The 20,237-nt window shown below is 69.9% G+C and carries 12 protein-coding genes; 8 read left to right on the plus strand and 4 right to left on the minus strand.

Going from position 1 to position 20,237, the window contains the following annotated elements; all coding sequences use genetic code 11:
- Positions 1-4 precede the first annotated feature (4 nt).
- Positions 5-1,876 carry an AMP-dependent synthetase/ligase gene (locus AC0VYP_RS15450; protein WP_475470375.1) on the minus strand — a complete coding sequence of 624 codons (1,872 nt, stop codon included), beginning with the start codon at positions 1,874-1,876 and terminating at the stop codon, positions 5-7.
- Between the two features lie 120 nt (positions 1,877-1,996).
- Positions 1,997-3,427 carry a MocR-like transcription factor YczR gene (gene yczR / locus AC0VYP_RS15455; RefSeq protein ID WP_285756719.1) on the minus strand — a complete coding sequence of 477 codons (1,431 nt, stop codon included), beginning with the start codon at positions 3,425-3,427 and terminating at the stop codon, positions 1,997-1,999.
- Between the two features lie 60 nt (positions 3,428-3,487).
- Here yczR and yczE point away from each other — a divergent pair, with 60 nt between their 5' ends.
- The 4 genes from yczE to AC0VYP_RS15475 all read left to right on the plus strand — a co-directional run bounded on the left by yczE (position 3,488) and on the right by AC0VYP_RS15475 (position 8,587).
- Positions 3,488-4,186 (plus strand): membrane protein YczE, encoded by a 699-nt coding sequence (yczE, locus tag AC0VYP_RS15460; RefSeq protein WP_285756720.1) that lies wholly within the window; start codon positions 3,488-3,490, stop codon positions 4,184-4,186.
- Positions 4,187-4,484: 298 nt separating this feature from the next.
- Positions 4,485-6,299, plus strand: a complete 1,815-nt coding sequence (locus AC0VYP_RS15465) for a glycoside hydrolase family 15 protein (RefSeq protein ID WP_475470377.1) — start codon at positions 4,485-4,487, stop codon at positions 6,297-6,299.
- 76 nt (positions 6,300-6,375) lie between these two features.
- The gene (locus AC0VYP_RS15470) at positions 6,376-7,875 is read left to right on the plus strand and encodes an MFS transporter (protein ID WP_285756721.1); all 1,500 of its coding nucleotides are present in this window, start codon (positions 6,376-6,378) and stop codon (positions 7,873-7,875) included.
- A complete protein-coding gene (locus tag AC0VYP_RS15475) occupies positions 7,853-8,587 on the plus strand; it encodes an MgtC/SapB family protein (protein WP_285756722.1) in 735 nt (244 codons plus the stop codon). The genes AC0VYP_RS15470 and AC0VYP_RS15475 overlap by 23 nt, the downstream gene beginning before the upstream one ends.
- 19 nt (positions 8,588-8,606) lie before the next feature.
- On the opposite strand, the gene AC0VYP_RS15480 is transcribed toward AC0VYP_RS15475, so the two are convergent.
- Entirely contained in the window at positions 8,607-10,397 is a 1,791-nt protein-coding gene (locus AC0VYP_RS15480) for a protein kinase domain-containing protein (RefSeq protein WP_475470380.1), read from the minus strand.
- 235 nt (positions 10,398-10,632) lie between these two features.
- Between AC0VYP_RS15480 and AC0VYP_RS15485 the strand changes: the two genes are divergently transcribed.
- The 4 genes from AC0VYP_RS15485 (at position 10,633) to AC0VYP_RS15500 (ending at position 19,281) form a co-directional block, all read left to right on the plus strand.
- Complete coding sequence (locus AC0VYP_RS15485) at positions 10,633-12,225, plus strand: serine/threonine-protein kinase (protein ID WP_475470381.1); 1,593 nt, start codon at positions 10,633-10,635, stop codon at positions 12,223-12,225.
- A 60-nt stretch (positions 12,226-12,285) separates the two neighbouring features.
- Entirely contained in the window at positions 12,286-12,957 is a 672-nt protein-coding gene (locus AC0VYP_RS15490; protein ID WP_475470382.1) for a uracil-DNA glycosylase, read from the plus strand.
- Between the two features lie 116 nt (positions 12,958-13,073).
- A complete protein-coding gene (locus AC0VYP_RS15495; protein WP_475470384.1) occupies positions 13,074-16,289 on the plus strand; it encodes an NACHT domain-containing protein in 3,216 nt (1,071 codons plus the stop codon).
- 139 nt (positions 16,290-16,428) lie between these two features.
- Entirely contained in the window at positions 16,429-19,281 is a 2,853-nt protein-coding gene (locus AC0VYP_RS15500) for an NACHT N-terminal helical domain 7-containing protein (protein ID WP_475470385.1), read from the plus strand.
- Positions 19,282-19,340: 59 nt separating this feature from the next.
- Here AC0VYP_RS15500 and AC0VYP_RS15505 read toward each other — a convergent pair whose 3' ends face one another.
- Positions 19,341-20,111 carry an SIR2 family NAD-dependent protein deacylase gene (locus AC0VYP_RS15505; RefSeq protein ID WP_475470387.1) on the minus strand — a complete coding sequence of 257 codons (771 nt, stop codon included), beginning with the start codon at positions 20,109-20,111 and terminating at the stop codon, positions 19,341-19,343.
- Positions 20,112-20,237: the final 126 nt, after the last annotated feature.

Below are 20,237 nucleotides of genomic sequence, written 5' to 3' on the forward strand. Positions count from 1 at the left end.
GGGGTCAGTCCCCGTAGAGTTCGGCGATCTCGGTGGCGTAGCGCTCCTGGATGACCCGGCGTTTCAGGGACATCTTCGGGGTGAGTTCGCCGGACTCGGCGGTCCACTCGACGGGGAGCAGTCGCCAGCGCTTGACCTGTTGGACCCGGGCGAGGCGGCGGTTGGCATCGGCGACGGCCTTCTCCACTTCGGCGTGGACCGCCGGATGCCCGGCCAGGGCGGCGACGTCGGTCCGGTCGAGGCCGGCTCTGGCCGCCCATGCGGGAGCGGCGTCGCCGTCCAGGACGAGCAGCGCCACCGGGTAGGGGCGTCGGTCGCCGTAGGCCAGCGCCTGACCTATCAGGGGGTGTTCCTTGAGGAGGCCCTCGATCTCCGCGGGAGCGATGTTCTCACCGCCCGCGGTGATGATGATCTCCTTCTTGCGGTCGATGATCGTCAGGAAACCGTCGGCGTCGAGGGTGCCGATGTCGCCGGTGTGCAGCCAGCCGTCGGGGTCGAGCAGTTCCGCGGTCGCCTCGGGCTTGTTGAGGTAGCCGGAGGTGTTCATCGGTGCGCGCACCAGGACCTCGCCGTCGTCGGCGATGCGCAGCTCCACACCGTCCATGGCCTGGCCGACGGTGCCGAACCGGTAGGCGTCGCCGCGGTTGGTGGTGACGGCACCGCAGTTCTCGGTCATTCCGTAGAGGTCGCGGATGGTGATGCCCAGGCCGGAGAAGAAGCTCAGGACGTCGCGCGGCATGGGTGCGGCCGCACTGGCGAAGAAGGTGGCGCGGTCCAGCCCGACCAGGGCGCGGATCGGGGCGAGCACCTGGGCATCGACCCGGGCGAAGCGCTCGGCCAGCTCGGGCTGGGGGGTGCTGCCGAACTGGCCGGCCTCGATGGAGGAGCGGGCGACCGCGGAGGCCGCCTCGACGACGGCGCGCTGCTCGTCGGGGGCTGCGGCCAAGGCGCTGCCGAGTCCGGCCTTGAGTTTCTCCCAGACGCGGGGCACCGCGAACAGCCCGTTCGGGCGGACCATGCCCAGGTACATCCCGAGCTGGGTGGGGTCGGGGCAGAAGTGGATATGGGAGGCGTTCTTGATCGGCAGGTAGACGCTGAGGACGCGTTCGGCGATGTGGGCGAGGGGCAGGTAGGAGATGGTGACGCCGAGATAGGGGAGCCGGTTGGCGCGTTGGGAGGCCGTGACCTGGTACAGCGCCTGGTGGTGGGTCTCCCCCACGCCTTTGGGCTCACCGGTGGTGCCCGACGTGTAGAGCAGGGTCAGCAGGTCCTCGGGGGTGATCGCCTCGGCCCGCGCGTGGACGGCTGAGGGGTCGGCCGCATAGGCGGCGCGCCCCTGTTCGGTGAACTGTGCCCAGGAGACGAACGCAGGGCCCTTCTCCCGTGGCGGCGGCAGCACGCCGGCGTCACGGACGACCACGGTGCGCAGATCGGGGAGGCTGTCGAAGATGCCTTCCCATCGGGCGAGCTCGTCGGCGCCGTCGAGGACGACGACCGTCGCGGCGCAATCCGCGGCGACATGACGGATCTGGTTGGGGGCGAAGGTCGCGTAGATGGTGAGGGGCACCGCACCGGCGTGCACGGCCCCGAGGTCGGCGATGAGGTGCTGGCTGCGGTTGGGCATCATGATGCCGACCACGTCCCCGTGGCCGACCCCCGCTGCAACGTAGGCGGCCGCCAGCTCCAGGACCTGCTGACGGTACTGGGCCCAGGTATGGGTCTTCCAACAACCGCCGGTCTCGTCGCTGATCCAGTCCGAGAGGGCCGGCGAATCGGCCTCGGCCTCGGCGGTTGCACGCAACCAGTTGACGAGGGTGCGGCCGCTGATCTCGGCCTCGATGCTCGCGCGCGCCTGCACCACAGTGGATTGCTCCATGCCACTCCCCGGTGTTCGCATGTGACTCAAATCACCAGCCGTCGGATGAATCGGACCACGCGTACCGGCCGGGAATCAAGCCCCTCCGCGAGATTGGCCGTGCGCGGGGGAGGCCGGGGCTCAGACGTAGAGGTCGCGCGCGACCGGGGCGGGATGATCGACGGTTTCGGCATAGGCGCGGGCAAGCCGGCGGACGGCGTCGCCGAGGACCTCCGGGGGCTGGGTGTAGGACAGTCGGACGTACTGCTCCAAGGTCCCCTCCGTGCCGAACACCGGCCCCGGGGCCAGATGGACGCCACTGCGGCCGGCGGCCTCGGCCAGCGCGGTGGCCACCGGCTGGGGCAGCCGCACCCACAGCACCAGGCCGCCCCGGGGAACGGTGAAACGCCAGTCGGGAAGCCACTCGCGCAGCTCCCGCACCAGGGCGTCGCGGTTGCGGCGCAGTTGACTGCTGCGCTCGGCGCGCACCCTGGTCATGTCGGAGAGCAGGTGGGTGACGATGAGCTGCTCGACCACCGGACTGGACAGGTCGAAGCGCTGGCGCAGCGAACGCAGTCGCGCCACCATCGCCGGGGTGGTGCGGATCCATCCGATGCGCAGGCCGCCCCACAGCAGTTTGGCGGCCGACCCGACGGTGAACACCCTGCCGTCGGTGTCGTAGGTGGCCATGGGTGCGGGCTGCTCACCGGAGTCGATGGCCATTTCGGCGACCGTCTCGTCCACGACGAGAGAGGTCCCCGACCGGCGGGCCTCCGCCACCACCGCCTCGCGCTCGTCGTCGTCCATGAGCGCGCCGGTCGGGTTGTGGAAGTCGGGGATGAGGTAGGCGAGCCGGGGCCGCCACTGCCGGAAGGCGTCGAGCAGGTAGTCCGGGTCCCACCCCTGCGGCCCCACGCCCACGGTGCGCAGCCGCGCATCGCGGTGCCGCGCGGCGGCCAAGGGGTGGGGGTAGGTGGGCGACTCGACCAGCACCGGGTCACCGGGGTCCGCGAGCAGTTCCATGAGCAAGGCCACGCCCTGTTGGGCACCACTGGTGATGAAGACCTGGTCGGGCGTGGTGGGCAACCCCCGCTCGACGTAGCGTCGCGCCACGGCGTGACGCAGCTCGGGCAGGCCCAGCGACGTGTAGCCCAATCCCCCCACGTGGGCGGCGAGCTGCTGTACCGCCAGCTCGGCGGCGCGCTGGAGTCCGTCGATGGCGGGCGGGGCGGCCACTCCGAGGTCGATGTGCTCGGAGTCGGGGACGAGAAACGCCGCTCCCCCGCCCCCGGTGTCGGGGAGCATCGTCCAGCTGCCCGCGCCCTGCCGACTGTCCAGGTAGCCGTTCTCACGCAGCCAGGCGTAGGAGGCGGTGACGGTGTTGCGGCTCACGCCAAGGGCCGGCGCGAGATCGCGCTCGGCGGGCAGTCTCGTGCGGGTGGGAATGCGCCCGTCCAGGATCAGACCGCTGATGGCCCGCGCCGTGGAGAGATAACACGGGCGCTCGCGCGCTTTGGCGCCGATCAGCTTGGCCAATAGGTGTCCGTTGATCCGCCGCTCACCGACCGCCATAGTGCCACTTCCTCTGATTGGCTCTGGCCCTCATAGTCCCATGATGCCAATATCGACTTCATGGCCCAGTCAAACCTCCCGGAGCGTACTTTCTCACGCCAGTTGTCGCGTCTTTCCGGTCTTTCCCGCCAGGTGTTTTTGTCCCCTCTGCTACCCCGACCGCGCGCCCGCCGCCTCGTACAGCTCTACACAGGGCTTTTTCTCTTCGGACTGGGCGCCGCCCTCCAGGTGTCCGCCCATCTGGGGGGGATGCCATGGGACGTCCTGCACCAGGGACTGCACTTGCAGACCGGCTGGTCGATCGGCACCTGGAGCATCCTCATAGGTATGCTCGTCGTCCTGCTGTGGATCCCTCTGCGCCAGCGCCCCGGCCTGGGCACGATCAGCAACGTCGTTGTGGTCGGACTGTCCCTGGACCTCTCGCTGCTCTGGCTTCCCGAGCCGGAGTCGATCCCCCTGCGGATCATGATGCTGTGCGGCGGCATCCTCGTCACCGGCGTAGGCACCGGCCTCTACATCGGCGCACGGCTGGGCCCCGGCCCCCGGGACGGATTGATGACGGGTCTGGCCGCCAAGGGGCTCTCGCTGCGCCTGGCCCGCACCGTGGTCGAAGTGAGCGTGGTGATCCTGGGCTTCCTCCTCGGCGGCACCGCAGGGGTCGGCACGGTGCTCTTCGTGGTCGCGATCGGGCCCCTCGCGCAGTTCTTCATTCCGATGTTCACGATCGACGAGGCCCCGGAACCCCCCGTACACCCCTGATCCGGCCATGGCCCCCAGCGGCCCCAACGGCCCGGGGCACCCCTTCCGCTTCCAATACGGACGAACCTCACAACAAGCATTTTCGTTCGCTTTCATCCTGTTTCATCCCCGATAAACACCTGCTCGGCAGGGGATGTGGCAGGAACGTGACCTTCTGGACAGCCCGGGTTGTGACAGGTGCTCACGGGCATGACTAACGTTGCCTGGAGCAGTGCCGGCGGGGCACGCGACAGGGCACACCTATGTCCGGCTCCCGTCTTAACGGCTCCGCCCGCACGCGGAGAAATTCAAGATCTTGATGGGGGTGATCGGCGTGTCCGGACTGATCGAGGACTACGCGATGATCGGCGACATGCAGACCGCTGCCCTGGTCGGGCGCGATGGGTCGATCGACTGGCTGTGCCTGCCGCATTTCGACTCCCCTGCCTGTTTCACCGCGCTCCTGGGCGACGAGCAGAACGGTCACTGGTGGATCCGCCCGGCATCGGGCGAGCACAACTCCACCCGCCGCCGCTACCGCCACGAGACACTGATCCTGGAAAGCGAGTGGGACACCCCCGAGGGCACGGTCCGCGTCATTGACTTCATGCCGCCTCGCGGCGGCCATCCTCACCTGGTGCGCATCGTCGAAGGGGTGAGTGGGACCGTGCGGATGAACACCGCCGTACGGTTGCGCTTCGACTACGGCAACGTGGTGCCCTGGATCCATCGCGTGGACAACGAGGTCGTGGCCGTGGCCGGCCCCGACTCGGTGTGGCTGAGCTCCCCGGTCCCCCTGGACGGCCACAACTTCATGCACGACGCCGATTTCACGGTGAGTGCCGGGCAGCGGGTCCCGTTCGTACTGACCTGGCACCCCTCCCACGTGACCGAGTCGGGCCACCTCGACGCCGAGAAGGCGCTCTCCCAGACCGAGCGGTTCTGGCGCGAATGGGTTGACAAGTGCACCTACGAGGGCCAGTACCGCGATGCCGTGGTGCGCTCGTTGATCACCCTCAAAGCGCTCACCTACCGCCCCACCGGCGGGATCGTCGCCGCGCCCACCACGTCCCTGCCCGAAGACATCGGCGGCGTACGCAACTGGGACTACCGTTACTGCTGGCTGCGCGACGCCACGATCACCCTGGAGGCGCTGATCCGCAGCGGCTACACCGAAGAGGCGCAGGCCTGGCGGGAGTGGCTGGTACGGGCAGTGGGCGGCGAACCGCAGCACCTGCAGATCATGTACGGGGTGCGCGGGGAACGCAGGTTGTCGGAATGGGAAGCGGACTGGCTGCCCGGCTATGAGGGGTCCAGTCCGGTACGCATCGGCAACGCAGCTGTGGGCCAGTACCAGCTGGACGTCTACGGCGAGGTCATGGACGTGTTCCACCTCGCCCTGCGGTCGGGGATCGGCTCCGGCGGCGACCACGTCTGGGGGCTGCAACGCTCCCTGGTCAACTACCTCGAATGGTGCTGGGACGAGCCCGACGAAGGCCTGTGGGAGGTGCGGGGACCGCGCCAGCACTTCGTGCACTCGAAGGTGATGGCCTGGGTGGCCGCGGACCGCGCCGTACGAATGATCGAGGAGTACGGCAAGGAAGGTCCGCTGGAGCGCTGGAAGGCGCTGCGCGACACCATCCACGCCGAGGTGTGCGAATACGGCTATGACGCCAATCGCAATACCTTCACGCAGTACTACGGCAGCCACGAGCTCGACGCCTCGTTGCTGCTCATCCCCGAGGTCGGTTTCCTGCCCTACGACGACCCCCGCGTGATCGGAACGGTCGAGGCTATCCGCGAGGACCTGATGGTGGACGGCTTCGTGCTGCGCTACCGCACCGACCGCGAGGGGGTGGCCGACCAACTGCCCGGCGACGAGGGTGCCTTCCTCGCCTGCAGCTTCTGGATGGCCAACGCCCTGCTGTCGATCGGCCGCGAGAAGGAGGCCAGGGAACTGTTCGACCGACTCCTGGCTCTGCGTAACGACGTCGGCCTGCTCGCCGAGGAGTACGACCCTCGCCTGGGCCGCCAGGTCGGCAATTTCCCCCAGGCATTCAGCCACTTTCCGCTGGTCACGACGGCCCTCAACCTCTCCCATCAGGACGGGCACCGCCGCGGCGAGAACTGCTGATCGCGAATTGCCGGGGGATCAGCACCCCCGGCAATTACCCAGGGTTATTTTTTTGGGTACGGGTCAGTAACCCTGCATGATCACCACGCGTATCCCGGCCCGCCTGGACCGGTTGCCCTGGGCTCGCTGGCACTGGCTCATCCTGATCGGGCTCGGCAGCGTCTGGATCCTCGACGGGCTGGAAGTCACCATCGTCGGTGCGGTCGGCTCCCGGATCGTGGAGGAAGGCAGCGGCCTGGGCATCACCGAGGGCCAGGTCGGAATAGCCGCGTCGGTCTATGTGACCGGAGCCTGCCTGGGTGCGCTGTTCTTCGGCCAGCTCACCGAGCGCTACGGCCGCAAGAAGATCTTCCTGCTGACACTGGGCGTGTACCTGGTGGCCACGGTGTTCACCGCGTTCTCCTTCAACATCACCTGGTTCCTCGTCTGCCGGTTCTTCACCGGGTTCGGAATCGGCGGAGAGTACGCGGCCATCAACTCCGCCATCGACGAGATGGTTCCTGCCAGGCTGCGGGGCCGTATCGCGCTGATCATCAACGGTTCCTACTGGCTGGGTGCGGCAGCCGGCGCGGCCTTGGCCTATCCGCTGCTCAACCCCGAGGTCCTTCCCGAGGACATCGGCTGGCGGGTGCTGTTCGGACTGGGCGGGCTCATGGGGTTCATCATCCTGTTCGTGCGCAGGATGGTGCCGGAGAGCCCGCGCTGGCTGGTCGTGCACGGCCGCGAGGAGGAAGCCGAGCGGGTGGTGGGCGCCATCGAGGAGGAGATCCGCTCGGAGACGCACCGGCCCACGCTGCCGCCGGCCGAAGGCGAACTCGTCCTGGAACAGCGCACGACGACCACCCTCCGGGAGTTGGCCGTCACCATCGTGCACACCTATCCGCGACGCACGGTCCTCGGCCTGTCGCTGTTCGCCGGACAGGCGTTCCTCTACAACGCCGTGTTCTTCACCCAGGCACTGGTGCTCACGGCGTTCTTCGGCGTGCCCTCGGCAACCGCGCCACTGTTCATCGTGCCGCTGGCCCTGGGCAACTTCCTGGGACCGGTGCTGCTGGGACCGCTCTTCGACAGCCTGGGCCGCAAACCCATGATCTCCAGTACCTACATCTTGTCGGGGCTGCTGCTGGTGGGCACCGGTGTGCTGTTCCAGAACGGGGCTCTCACCGCAACGACTCTGACCCTCTGCTGGTGCGCGGTGTTCTTCGTGGCCTCCGCCGGTGCAAGCGCGGCGTATCTGACGGTGAGCGAGATCTTCCCCATGGAGACGAGGCCCCAGGCGATCGCCCTCTTCTACGCGGTGGGAACCGCACTGGGCGGCATCCTGGGGCCGACGCTGTTCGCCAGCCTGGTGGAAAGCGGCGAGGTCAGCCACATCGCCTTCGGCTACTACCTGGGCGCCGGACTGATGATCGCGGCCGGAATCGTCGAACTGCTCATCGGTGTCGAGGCCGCACGCCGGTCGTTGGAGGACATCGCCGCTCCACTGAGCGAGCGGAAGATCGCCCCGTTCCCTCCGCCCGGACCGGTCGCCGAGGCCAAGAGAGCGACGGCAGATGACAGCGGCGGCACCGACTAACCTCACCGACCTGGGCGTACAGGGGTGGCCACAGGCCCTGGCACTGTTCAGCGCCTTGCTGCTGTGCTCGCTGATCGGCCTGGAGCGTCAGATCCGGCAGAAGAGCGCCGGCCTGCGCACGCACACGCTCGTCGGACTCGGCGCAGCACTGTTCGTGGTGGTGAGCAAATACGGATTCGGCGACGTCCTGCGCGAGGGCAGTGTGATGCTGGACCCCTCCCGGGTCGCCGGACAGATCGTGTCGGGGATCGGGTTCATCGGGGCGGGGATGATCTTCGTACGCCGCGACACGGTGCGCGGACTGACCACTGCCGCGACCATCTGGGTCTCCGCCGCGGTGGGGACCGCCTGCGGGGCGGGCCTGTGGTTGGTGGCGGTCTTCGTCACGGCCGCGCACTTCCTCGTCGTCTACGTCTACCCTCCGCTCCTGAGGCTGCTCACCCGCTCGGTACCGACGCTTTCGCTGTTGCGGGTCAGCTACGAGGACGGCCGCGGGGCGCTGCGCGCCGTACTGGCCTTGGTCACCGAACGGGGGTACGCGGTGCACGAGGTGCGCACCCGGCGTCGGGACGAGGACGGCCCCTTCCCGGTCATCGATCTGGAGCTGCGGGTACGCGGACTGGCCCGGCTCAACGAGCTCGCGGTGGCACTGGCCGAGGCACAGGGAGTGCGGTCGGTGCACGTGGGCCCACTCGACGACGAAGGCGAGTGACCGTGCTGCCCCGCCCCGATCAGCCGAGAAGCCGCGGGTCTCCCCACACCGCCAGCCCCGCGTCGTCGCAGTCAACCCCCGCCTCGGCTCCCAGGCGCAGGCGCAGCGCGTCGGTGACATCGATGCGCACCAGAGTCTGATCGCCCGACTGCACGGTCTCGGCGTAGCGCTCATCGCCGTCCACGAGCACGGTGAAGACGGCCGAGGCCGTCGGGGCGGAGAGGTCCCCCATCCCCACCACCGCCTCGAAGACGTCCCAGGACCGGGCGAGGTCGTAATCGTTCCAGTTCTCCCCCACACACGACAGGTCCGCTGTCAGCGACCGATTGTACGTACGGTCGTCCATCCTGGCGGTGGTCCATTCGAGGGCTGCGGGAGAGGTGGCGGCCGGGGTGAGCTCGGTGAGGGAGCGCTCTTCGTCGAAGGGCCCGTCGGAGGGACCCGAGGGCGACGGCTCCGGCGTGGGCGAGGGACTCGGCGACGGGCTCGACGGCGGGGAGCTCACCGGGGCGAGCTGCTGGTTGGGTTCGACCGAGGTCGCCGGCTGGTTGCGGTTCCACCGGTCGAATGCGGTGTAGGCACCGACCCCGCCGACGCCCACCGCCACCAGGAGCAGCACCGCGAGCCAGGCCAGCAGCGGCTTGCGGGACTTCTTCTTTTTGCGTTCGCCCGTGTGGGCCGGGGAGCCGGGCACCGGGTCCATGGGGGTGGTGTCCCCCAGGGGGCGCGGTTGCGGTACCGGCCGCACGGGGCTGGACGGCGGCGCGGGCGCCGGCACGGGGCGCCGGGGGGCCGGGGTGCCGCGCATTCCACCGACTGGGCGTTGGGGTCCGGGCCCCCCGAACGTGATGTGGCGCGGAGCTCCGGAGGAGGCCGGGGTGGTCGAGGGCGCGTCCGCGGCCGGGGGTTCCGTCGTGCTCCAGGGTGTGGAGGTGCCCAGCGATCGCACTCTCTTGATCCATTGCAGCACCGAGGGTCGCTCGGCGGGATCGGTGGAGAACACCGCCAGCACGGCCGCGCGTTCCTCGGGGCGGGCGCCGTTGAGCACCGGAAGCTCCGAGAAAACCGTTCGCAGCCGCTCGGGCCCGGGCGGCGGTTCCTGCCCGGTGAGGGTGAAGTAGGCGATGGCACCGAAGGCATAGCGGTCGGCCGCGGGCGAGTACGCTCCGGTGGCCGTCTCGGGCGCGGCGTAGCCCTCGGTGGGCCGCGGCCCGCCGTCGAGACCGCGGGCGGCGATCGCGCCCATCCCGTAGTCGACGAGGGTCGCCTGTCCGTCCCGGTCGATCATCACGTTGCCGGGCGAGAGGTCGCCGTGCACGACAGCGCGTTTGGCGGGGGTGGCCCGCCCCGAGTGCAGGACGTCCAGGACGCCGGCGAGCTGCTCCAGATAGCGCAGGGCTTCGCGCTGGCCCCTGGGCCCCTCGGCGGCGTGTTCGGCACGCCAGTCGCGCAGATCCATGCCCGAAACATGGTTCATGACCAGGTAGAGGGCGCGTTCACCGCCTTCTGCGGCTTGGTCTGCGCGGTGCTCCACCGCCCCTTCGAAGTGGTCGAGGACCCCGACGGCACCGACCCTTGTCACGGAGGCGAGCAGCTCGGCCTGCTCGCTCCACTCATTGCTGAGCTGCGCGAACTGCGCTGCGGTAGTCACAAAGCCGGTGGTGAGCATCTTGACGACGACCGGCTCGACCCAGCCGGCGTCGCCGGCCTCGGCGAGGTAGAGCGTGCTGTCCCCGCCTCGCCCCACCGACCGAACCAGGCGGTACTTGTCCGGTTGGGAATCCGGGCCGACATACAGGGCAGAGCTCACGACGTGTCTTCCACTTCCGCTTGAGGGGACCGAGGGGCGCGGCGGAAAAGCGCAGAGCATCACGATAGACCGCACGCATAACGATCCGTGCCGGTTCCGCTGCCCCTGGGGTGGTTCGTAGCAGGCGACCAGGCGCCCGCTACGCTTCTGGCGGAACCGCACGGGAAACGGATCGGGCGTCTTGGCCCCGTCTCGGCCCCAGATGACCGCTGAATCGCCGCGGTGGAGGGATGACGTGGCAGAGCGAGTGCTGGACGGCCGTTACCGATTGACCGAAAAGCTTGGCACCGGGGGCATGGGCGAGGTCTGGCGAGCCCTCGACGAACGCCTGCACCGCCCGGTGGCGGTGAAGCTGGTACGCCCCGACCTGGTCAACGCCCCCGATGCGATCGCCCGGTTTCGGCGCGAGGCGCGGATGACGGCCCAGCTGACCGGGCACCCCAACATCGTCGTGCTCTACGACTACGGAACCGACTCCGGCACCGTGTACGCCGTCATGGAACTGGTCGAGGGCCGGCCGATGCTCGCAGCACTGGGGCAGGGGCCGGTGCCGGTGGCGCTGGCCGCCCGTTGGGGTGCCCAGGTCTGCGCGGGCCTCTCGGTCGCGCACGACGCGGGAATCGTGCACCGTGACGTCAAACCCGGCAACCTCATGGTGGTGGACTCCGACGACCAGGACGGCGGCACGATCAAGGTCCTGGACTTCGGCGTCGCTGGTTTCGCGGCCCTGCACAGCCGACGGTTGAACCGTGCCGGCGACCTGGCCGGCACGCCGCTGTACATGTCACCGGAGCAGATCCAATCGCTGCCGGTGGGCGCCCCCGGCGACCTGTACTCCTTCGGCGCCGTGCTCTACCAACTGCTGACCGGGTTCCCGCCGTTCCAGGCGCGCGAACCGCTCCCGGTCCTGCGGATGCACCTGACCGAGGATCCCACCCCGCCGGACGCACTGCGCCAGGACCTGCCCCCGAGCCTGTCCGAACTGGTGCTACAACTGCTCGCCAAGGAACCCGCGCAGCGACCGGCGAGCGCCGAGGCGGTGCGTGAGCGGCTGCTGGCCTTCACCGGTGCGCCAGGAGCCCCCCTCGACGCACCCGCGAGGCCGACCGGGGCCCGCGGCCCCGTGGGCCCACGGCAACGCCGCAGGGGCCTGGAGCGCAACCTGGACGAAGCACAGGCCCTGGCTGATGCGGGTTCCTTCAACGACGCGGTGCGACTACTGGAACCGCTCCTGGACGAGGCAGCCCAGGTGTACGGCGTCGAGCACCCGCAGACGCTGCGGGCCCGCAGGCGCCACGCCCACCTGACCGGAGAGGCCGGAGCCCCGGAACGGGCAGCGGCACTACTGGAGGAACTGGTGCGGGCGCTGGACCGGGTGCACGGACGCGACCACCCCGAGACACGGACCGCCCGCTACCACCTCGCGGCCAACACCGGCCGCGCGGGTCGGCGGGCAGCGGCCGCCAGAATCCGGCAGGAACTGCTGGACGACCTGGTCGCGGCGTACGGGCCCTCCTCGAACAAGGTACTGATCAACCGGCTCTACCAGGCGTTCGACGTGGGAGAGTCCGGCGAGCACGGACAGGCCGCGACCCTGCTGGCCGCCTTGGTGCCCGACATGTCCAGGGTCATGGGTGCGTACTCCCCCGACACCCTCACCGCCCGGCACTACCTGGCCGCCTACACCGGACTGGCCGGACGACCGGTCGAGGCCGTGCGGCTGTACCGCGACCTGCTGGCCGACCACATCCGGATGCACGGTCCCGACCACCCCCAGACGGCGCGGATCAAGGCCCGGCTGGCCCGCTGGGAGCGCCCAGGCAGGTGAGTCCGTTCGCCGCGGCGAACGTGTACTGGATGTCGGACGGCGCCGCTAAGGTTCTGAGCCATGTCACGACCGCTGAACGAGATCATGGAGAGCGGCTGGGCCAAGGCTCTGGAGCCGGTGGCCGACCGCATCACGCAGATGGGCGACTTCCTGCGCGAGGAGGTGAGCGCCGGCCGCACCTACCTTCCTGCCGGGGAGAACGTCCTGCGCGCCTTCCAGCAGCCCTTCGACGACGTACGGGTGCTCCTGGTGGGCCAGGACCCCTACCCCACCCCCGGCAACGCGGTGGGCTTGAGCTTCTCCGTGGCCCCCGACTCCCGGCTCCCCGGCAGCCTGCGCAACATCTTCACCGAGTACACCCAGGACCTCGGCCTGCCGATGCCCGCCAACGGTGACCTCACCCCCTGGACCGAGCGGGGTGTCCTGCTGCTCAACCGGGTCCTGACCGTGCGACCGCGCAGTTCGGGCTCGCACCGCAACAAGGGCTGGGAGGCCGTCACCGAGCAGGCGATCCGCGCACTGGCCGAGCGCGGCAAGCCGATGGTGTCGATCCTGTGGGGACGTGACGCCCGCAACCTGCGTCCGCTCATGCCCGACGTGCCGTGCGTGGAGGCCACCCACCCCAGCCCGATGTCGGCGCACAACGGTTTCTTCGGCTCCAAGCCGTTCAGCAAGGCCAACGCGCTGTTGGAGCAGCAGGGCGCCGCACCGATGGACTGGCGCCTGCCCTGAGCCCCGACCCCTCCCCGCTCTCGCCCCGCCCCGTCCCGCGCACCACCGAGCAGTGATCGGCCCGGCGCGCGGGGTCGCGTACCGTGGTCCCCCGCCAGGAAAGGCACCGCCGTCCCGTGGTGAAGAAGACGCTGTCCTACTCCGACGCCCTGCGTATCCTCGGCAAGGACGACTCCGCGCTTCTGGACTTCGCCGAAAAACTTGCGGACGGCACACTCGCGGCGCTGGGCGTTCCCGACCTGTTCGGACTGCGCTCGCAGGTCGTCAAGCACGGACGCGGGGCGGTCGCGCGTGTCCGCGGCAGCCTCGACGGCATGGGCCGCTGGGAGCGCACCGAGCGGATCGAGGCCGCGAACCAGGTGCTGCGGGTCGTGGCGGCCTTCGAAGCGCTGGAGGACGTGCTCGCCCGCTCGGGCGCCCCGTTGTCGGTCAACGATCTCGCGTTCACCGGCGACGAGCAGTTGTCGCTGCTGACCGGATCGCTCACCAACGGCCTCGACGTCCTCCCCGTCCTTCCCGGGTCCGATACCGCGGCCACCGGCACACGAACGACCAGCCACCTGCCCGGCACGATCCGCGCCTTCATCCGCGGCCTCTCGGCCTGGGAACGGCTGAGCGCCACCGACCAGAGCCGGGTCAACCGTGCCTTGGACGAGCTTCCGGAACTGGCTGCGGGCCGCTATGCGGCCTCCTATCGCAGGCTCGCCGCGGACATCCCCGAGTTCGGGGTCTGGGCCGGCCTCACCGAGCACGCCGCCACGCGCGAGCGCATCGACCAGGTCAGCACCGGGCTCTTCGGAATGGAGGAGTTGCTGCGCGGGCTGAGCGCCGACGCCGGTCCGCAGCGCAGGCTCGACGAACTCGCCCTCGCCAATCGCGCCGTCCTGGACCAACCGATGCTTCCCACCGCGGAGGCGCCGGAGGGAATGGTTCTTCCCACGGTCAGCCGCTCCTACCTGAACCCGTGCGGTCTGCTGCGGTTCAGCGACTCCGACTCGCTGCCCTCCGCCGACAGCTGGTGGGCGCAGTCCGAGCGCCACGAGGACCTTCAACCACTGCTGGTCTCGCTGCTGACGCAGTGGCACTGCCGGACCCGGCCCATCGTGCTCCTGGGTCATCCCGGGGCCGGCAAGTCGCAGCTCACCCGGATGCTCTGCGCGCGCCTGCCGGCCGGGGACTTCCTGCCGTTGCGGGTGGAACTGCGCGGGGTACAGGCGGACGCCCCCGTCTATCGCCAGATCGAGGAGGGCATCGCGGCGACACTGGGCACCGAGGTGTCCTGGCGCGAACTGTGCGACCGCGCCGCGGGAGCACTTCCGGTGGTGATCCTGGACGGTTTCGACGAGCTTCTCCAGGCCACCGGCATCAACCGCTCGGACTACCTGGAGCAGGTCCAGCAGTTCCAGGAGCAGCAGGCCGACATCAACAATCCCGTGGCGGTCATCGTCACGAGCAGGACCGTGGTCGCCGACCGCACCCGGTTCCCCGCCCGGACCCCCGTCATCCGGCTGGAACCCTTCGACGACGCGCGGATCGCGCGGATGCTGCGGATCTGGAACCAGGCCAACGCAGCCGAGCAGGCGCAGCGCGGGATCGGCCCGCTCCCGCTGGACGTACTTCTGCGCTACCGGGAGCTTGCCGAGCAGCCCCTGCTGCTGCTCATGTTGTTGATCTTCGACTCCGACACCACCGTGCTGCGCGAGGCCGCCGACGGGTTGGGCCGCGGCGAGCTCTACGAGCGGCTGCTCACCGCGTTCGCCGAACGTGACGTGCGCAAGCATCGCGCACGCCTGACGACTGCCGAGCTGAGCGAGGCGACCGAGGGCGAACTGCGCCGCCTGGAGGTCGTCGCAATGGCGATGTTCACCCGGCACAAGCAGAGCGTGACGGCCGACGAGCTCGACCAGGACCTCGCGGTGCTCTACCCCGACGCGGCCGTACACGCCGCCAACCCGGGGCTGCGCGGCCGGATCACCCCGGCCGACCAAGTGCTGGGCCGGTTCTTCTTCGTGCACGAGGCCCGTGCCGTGCGCAACGGCGAACACAGCAGCGTCTACGAGTTCCTGCACGCCACCTTCAGCGAGTACCTGGTGGCCCGGACCGTGGTCAATGCGCTGGACGAACTGATGGCCGACCGGCTGCACGCCCGGCGCAAGCGCTTCAGCGAGCCGCTCAACGACGGCCTGCTCTACGCACTGACGTCGTTCGCGACGCTGAGCGGACGCGCGGCGATCATGGAGTTCACCGAAGAACTGCTGGCTGCCAGGCTCGCCCGGCGCCCCGAGGACCGGGCGGAGTACCGCGCGCTGCTGCTCGAACTCTTCGCCGACGCCCTGTACCCGGCGCCCAACCGCTCCTTCTCCGCCTACGAGCCCGAGCGGCTGCCGGTCACGCACCGGCACGGTGTCCACACGGCCAACCTGGTCCTGCTGCTCCTGGCGGTCAGCACGACCGGGGTGGACGTCCGGGAGCTCTACCCGACGGGCGCGGGCTCCTGGCAGGAGTGGCGCGGCCTGGTCGGGTTGTGGCGGTCGATGCGCACCGACGAGTGGCACGGGACGGTGGACACCGTCCGGGTGCGACACCTGGACTGCTGGGGCGGCGAACCGCGCACCGTGGTGGAACGCGAGACCGGGGAACCGGTCAACGTCGGCGAATGCGTCGGCTTCGAACTGCGCGCAGACGTGACCATACCGCTGGCGGTGAACAATCCCTACCTGATCACCGTGCCCTACGAGGGGGTGAGTTCCAAGCTGCTGCGTTCGATCGCACTGCGGGTCAACGGCACGGCCGCCCGAATGACGCTGATGCTGCTGCCCTACCTGCGGCACGTCTCCTCCGATCTGGGGACGTGGTTCACCGGCCACGACGACGAGGGCTCCTTGATCGGCTGGGCCGAGGCGCACGACATCCTGGAGCTGCGGCTGGGGGATGCGTCGTTCCACAGCGACGAACGGATCGAGCGCTACGAACGCCTGCTGGCGACCTCCCGACTGGGCCGGATCGAACTCCTGGTGCTGCGCCAGGCCGCCGAAGATCTGGACGAACCGCACGACCGTCGCCCTCACCGCCTCGCGCCGACGGTCGGCAGCTATCTGGATTCCGTGCGTTCGGTCGTCTCCGGACCGGCCCTGACCGCACGGTCGGTGGCCCGGGTCCTGGAGGGACTTCGCCCGCGGCTGCCCGGGGCCGACGGGGCGATCGACCGCATCACCGCCTTGGCCGCCGCCAACGACGAACGGCCCGGGGCCGACGCGGTTCCCCCCGCACGCCGAAAGAACGGCGTGCTGCCTTCTTCCGCGTGGGGCAGCGGTGGATCCGGCTCCGGGTAACGAATCTCGCCCAAGAAAAATCCGCAAACCCCGCCAAACCAGCCGGACACCCGTCATGATGGTCAACGGCGTTCCCCGACCGAGGGTGAGACGTCCTCTTCACGACGACCCGGACCTCCGGTGAACTCTCGGTGGTGGCATGCGCGAACCCGTCCGGTACTGCGACGCGATCAGGATTCTGGGCACCGGCGAGGGACGTGTCGCCGACCTGGTCGATCGGTTGTGCGCGCGCGAGGAAACCGACCTGCTGGACGCGCGCACCGAACTCGTGCGCTTCGCCCACCACGCGCTGAACCGGCTGGACCGGGAGGCGCACCGGCTCCCCCGACGCGAGCGCACCCGACGCATCGCCGCGGCGCACAGCATGGTCGTGGTGACCGCGTTCTTCGAGTCGCTGGACGACACCGAACTCCCCTTCGACCTGGACGGCACCACCGAGGGGTTCGCGGAAGACCCCGGTGGGGTCACCGACCACAAGCAGCTCGGCGAGTTCGTGGCACTGCTGGTGCTGTCGGCACCGCCGCTGCCCCGTGTCCAGCGCGACACCGCCGACGGCCTGGCCCGGGTGCGCCGGTTCTACCTGCGCCGCTGCAAGCAGTTGCCCGGAGTCCTGCGCGGCATGCCGCTGTGGGTGGAACTGGACGAGGTTCATCGCGGCACCGTCACCGAGCGGCTGGGCACGGTGTTGGCCAACCGTTGCACCCGCCGCTACGAGGAGCTGCGCGACAAGCTCGCCGCAGGGTTCCCCGAGTTCGGCGCCTGGGCGGGCCTGCACACCGCACGCCCCCGCTACGGCGCGCTTCCGGAGGTCCCGATGGGACTGTCGCGGCTCCAGCACCGATTGCAGTCGATCAGTACCGGGCGGGTCCCAAGCGCGGTTCGGGGCGCGCTGGCCCGCACCCACCGAGAACGCCTGGACGTCCCCGTCTCCTCCTTGGCCCCGCAGTTGGCCGGGACGTACCTGCCGCCCCTGGGGCTGGCCTACGTCACCCCGGCGTTTCGCGCGACCGAGCTGGGTCCCCGGTCACTGGCCCACGAGGAGTCGTGGTGGCAGGAGCAGGGCGGGCCGCGCGAGGACCTCGCCGAGTTCCTGCTCGGCCACCTGACCGCCCCGCGCGCCCTGCTGTTGCCCCTGGTGGTGTTCGGGCCTTCCGGTTCGGGAAAATCGGCTCTGGTGACGATGCTGGCCGCCCGACTGCCCGAGAGCGACTTCGCCGCGGTACGCGTCAACGTCCGCGACCTGCCCGAGGGGGCGCTGGAACGGGCCCTGGCCGACCGCCTCTCCGGTGCGCTTCTCGCAGCCGGGGCGGAGAACTGCGACGCCCTTCCGGTTCTGCTCCTGGACGGGGTGGAGGAGCTGGGCAGCAGGGCCGGAGTCACGCACAGCGGCCTGCTCGCCGGGGTCGCGGCGTTTCAACACGCACGGGCCGGGGCCGCATCTCCGGTGGCGGTCGTGCTCACCTGTCGCGACAGCACCGCCGCACGGGTGCGCTTTCCTCCCGGAAGCGTGGCGATACGGCTGGAGGACTTCACCGACGCGCAGTTGGGTGCGTGGCTGGACACCTGGAATCGGATCAATGCCGGCTACCTCGACCGGAACGGGGCGCTCCCGCTGGATCGGGATTGCCTGGCCCCGCACCTGCCGCTGGGCAGGCGTCCGTTGTTCCTGTTGATGATGGCGGTCTACGACGGCACCAGCAATGCGCTGCGCAAGCTTTCGGCCCCGTTGCGCGAGGCGGGACTGTACGAACGGTGGCTGCGGATGCTCGCCGATGCCGCCGACCGCCGCGACAGGGCTTCCGCGCCGGCCGACGGCGATCTGGCGGTGCGTTCGGGCCGCATCGAACAGGCCCTGCTGGGCGCGTCGGTACTGGCCTTCTCCATGTTCAACCGGGGTGGACGGCACGCCGACACCGCTGCGGTGACCGCCGACCACACCGCCCTCCTGCATTGGCCGGCGCATTTCGCACGCCCGATGGATCCGCTGCAACTGGGCTGTGCGGTGCCCGCGGACTCCTGGGAGGGAACGGCGCGACTGGTGTTCAGCCATCCGTCGCTGGGCGAGTACTTGGTGGCACGGCTGGTGGCCGAGGAACTGGCGGGGTTGGCCGAGGCCCGCATCCGCGATCGACGGGCGGTGCGCCCCACTCCCCTGGACGACGCGTTCCTGCACGCGCTGCTGTCGTTCACTCCCCTGTCGGTGTCGGGGGAGGTGCCCCGGTTCCTCGCCGAACGGCTGCGGTTGTTGGCTCCGGGCGCCCGCGACGAACTGCGCCTGGCCCTTGCCGAACTACTCCGTGCCGCCGGACGGCATCGGCCCCGGGTCGCCCACACCGGCTACCGCCCCCTGGAGTTGGGGGACGCCGCACGCGAGGCCGCCTACAGCGCGAACCTGATGCTGGCGCTGGTGGCGGTGCACGGTGACGAGGTTCCGCTTCCGGCCCTGTTCGGGCCGGAGTCGTCGGCGCGCTGGCGTGCGCTGGCCCACCTGTGGAAGTCCCAGCTGCCGCCCGAACAGTGGGCAAGCCTGGTGCACGCCCTGGAGGTGCGCGGGACCGACGGCGCGCTGACGGTGCACCGGGGCAGCACCGGCGCGGGGGCCCAGACCGACTCCGGTTTCACCTGGCGCGAGTCGGCGCTGCTGGCCGATGACGCCACCCAACGGCTGTTGCACGCCCTGGAGCCGCTGGTACGGCTGTTCGGAGGAGATGTGACGGCCCGTGACAGCGAGGCGGCCTCCGATGCCAACGCGGTGCTGACGCTGTCCTTCGGCGCCGCGGATGCCGACGACGACGCACTGGTGGACTCCTTCGAACGCGCGTTCACCATGGGTGAGGCGCTGGAATCCGACGACCGCCTGCGTTTCCAGGTGTTCGTGTTGCGTCAACTGCGCGGCCAGGTCCACCGCCTGGGGGCCCGCCTGGTTCCGGTCACCACGCGCCACGTCCGTCCCATCGGTGTGTCCAAGAGCGCTCGCGCCTCGGTGCGTTGACTGGCCGAGGAACACAACGAGCACGTGGCGGCCATCCGCGACGTACTGGCCGGGTACACCTAGTCCCCCGCCAGAATGACGCGCGTCAACCGAGGCAGGACCTCTTCGATCGGTTCGCGCAGGAGGGCGTGGGCCGCGTCGTCGTAGGGGGTCGGTTCGGCGTTGACGATGAGCAGTCGCGCTCCGGCGCGCAGCGCGACATCGCAGAGGGCCGCCACGGGATGAACGGTCAGGGAGGTGCCCACCGCCACCAGTGCTTCGCACTCCTCGACGGCCGCCACCGCGGCCTCCAGGACGTCGGGGTCCAGGCGCTGGCCGAAGGAGACCGTGTCGCTTTTCTGGATACCGCCGCAGCGCACGCAACGCGGGTCGGACTCCTCGTCCAGGCGCTCCAGCACTTGCGGGGTGGGCGTACGCAGTCCGCAGGACAGGCAGACGACCCAGTGGATGGTGCCGTGTACCTCGATGACACGCGCGGGGTCCATCCCCGCCTTCTGGTGCAGGCCGTCGATGTTCTGGGTGACGACGGCGCACAACCGCCCGGCCCGATCGAGTTCGGTGACGGCACGGTGAGCGGCGTTGGGCTCCGCTCTCAGGGCCGGACTGGTCCGACGCACCTGCCACACCTGGCGACGGACGTTGACATCGCAGCGGTAGACGTCGATGTCGTACAGTGCGGCGGCCCCCGGGTTGGTCGTCCACACGCCGCGCGGCCCGCGAAAATCAGGGATGCCGGAGCCGGTGGAGATCCCCGCCCCGGTCAGAACCGTGACGCGATCGCAGCCCGCCAGCAACGCGCCGACCTCGGCGACATCCGCGGTGGTGGCCATGTCCGTTCCCCTCCCCGACGACCAGGACGCCCGTCCATTGTGGCAGCGTTGCCCCGTCTCCGTTCGGGCCGCGCGAATCGCCCGGGCGGCGGTTTCCCTGCTTCGTGAAGTCCGGCAAACGTGCCA

Source organism: Nocardiopsis sp. iso_186, from assembly GCF_056173365.1.

Bases quoted from the DNA above. Each gene is read 5' to 3' on its own strand.
- AC0VYP_RS15450 (WP_475470375.1), bottom strand. From the start codon at position 1,876: ATGGAGCAATCCACTGTGGTGCAGGCGCGCGCGAGCATCGAGGCCGAG.
- yczR (WP_285756719.1), bottom strand. From the start codon at position 3,427: ATGGCGGTCGGTGAGCGGCGGATCAACGGACACCTATTGGCCAAGCTG.
- yczE (WP_285756720.1), top strand. From the start codon at position 3,488: ATGGCCCAGTCAAACCTCCCGGAGCGTACTTTCTCACGCCAGTTGTCG.
- AC0VYP_RS15465 (WP_475470377.1), top strand. From the start codon at position 4,485: ATGGGGGTGATCGGCGTGTCCGGACTGATCGAGGACTACGCGATGATC.
- AC0VYP_RS15470 (WP_285756721.1), top strand. From the start codon at position 6,376: ATGATCACCACGCGTATCCCGGCCCGCCTGGACCGGTTGCCCTGGGCT.
- AC0VYP_RS15475 (WP_285756722.1), top strand. From the start codon at position 7,853: ATGACAGCGGCGGCACCGACTAACCTCACCGACCTGGGCGTACAGGGG.
- AC0VYP_RS15490 (WP_475470382.1), top strand. From the start codon at position 12,286: ATGTCACGACCGCTGAACGAGATCATGGAGAGCGGCTGGGCCAAGGCT.
- AC0VYP_RS15500 (WP_475470385.1), top strand. From the start codon at position 16,429: ATGCGCGAACCCGTCCGGTACTGCGACGCGATCAGGATTCTGGGCACC.
- AC0VYP_RS15505 (WP_475470387.1), bottom strand. From the start codon at position 20,111: ATGGCCACCACCGCGGATGTCGCCGAGGTCGGCGCGTTGCTGGCGGGC.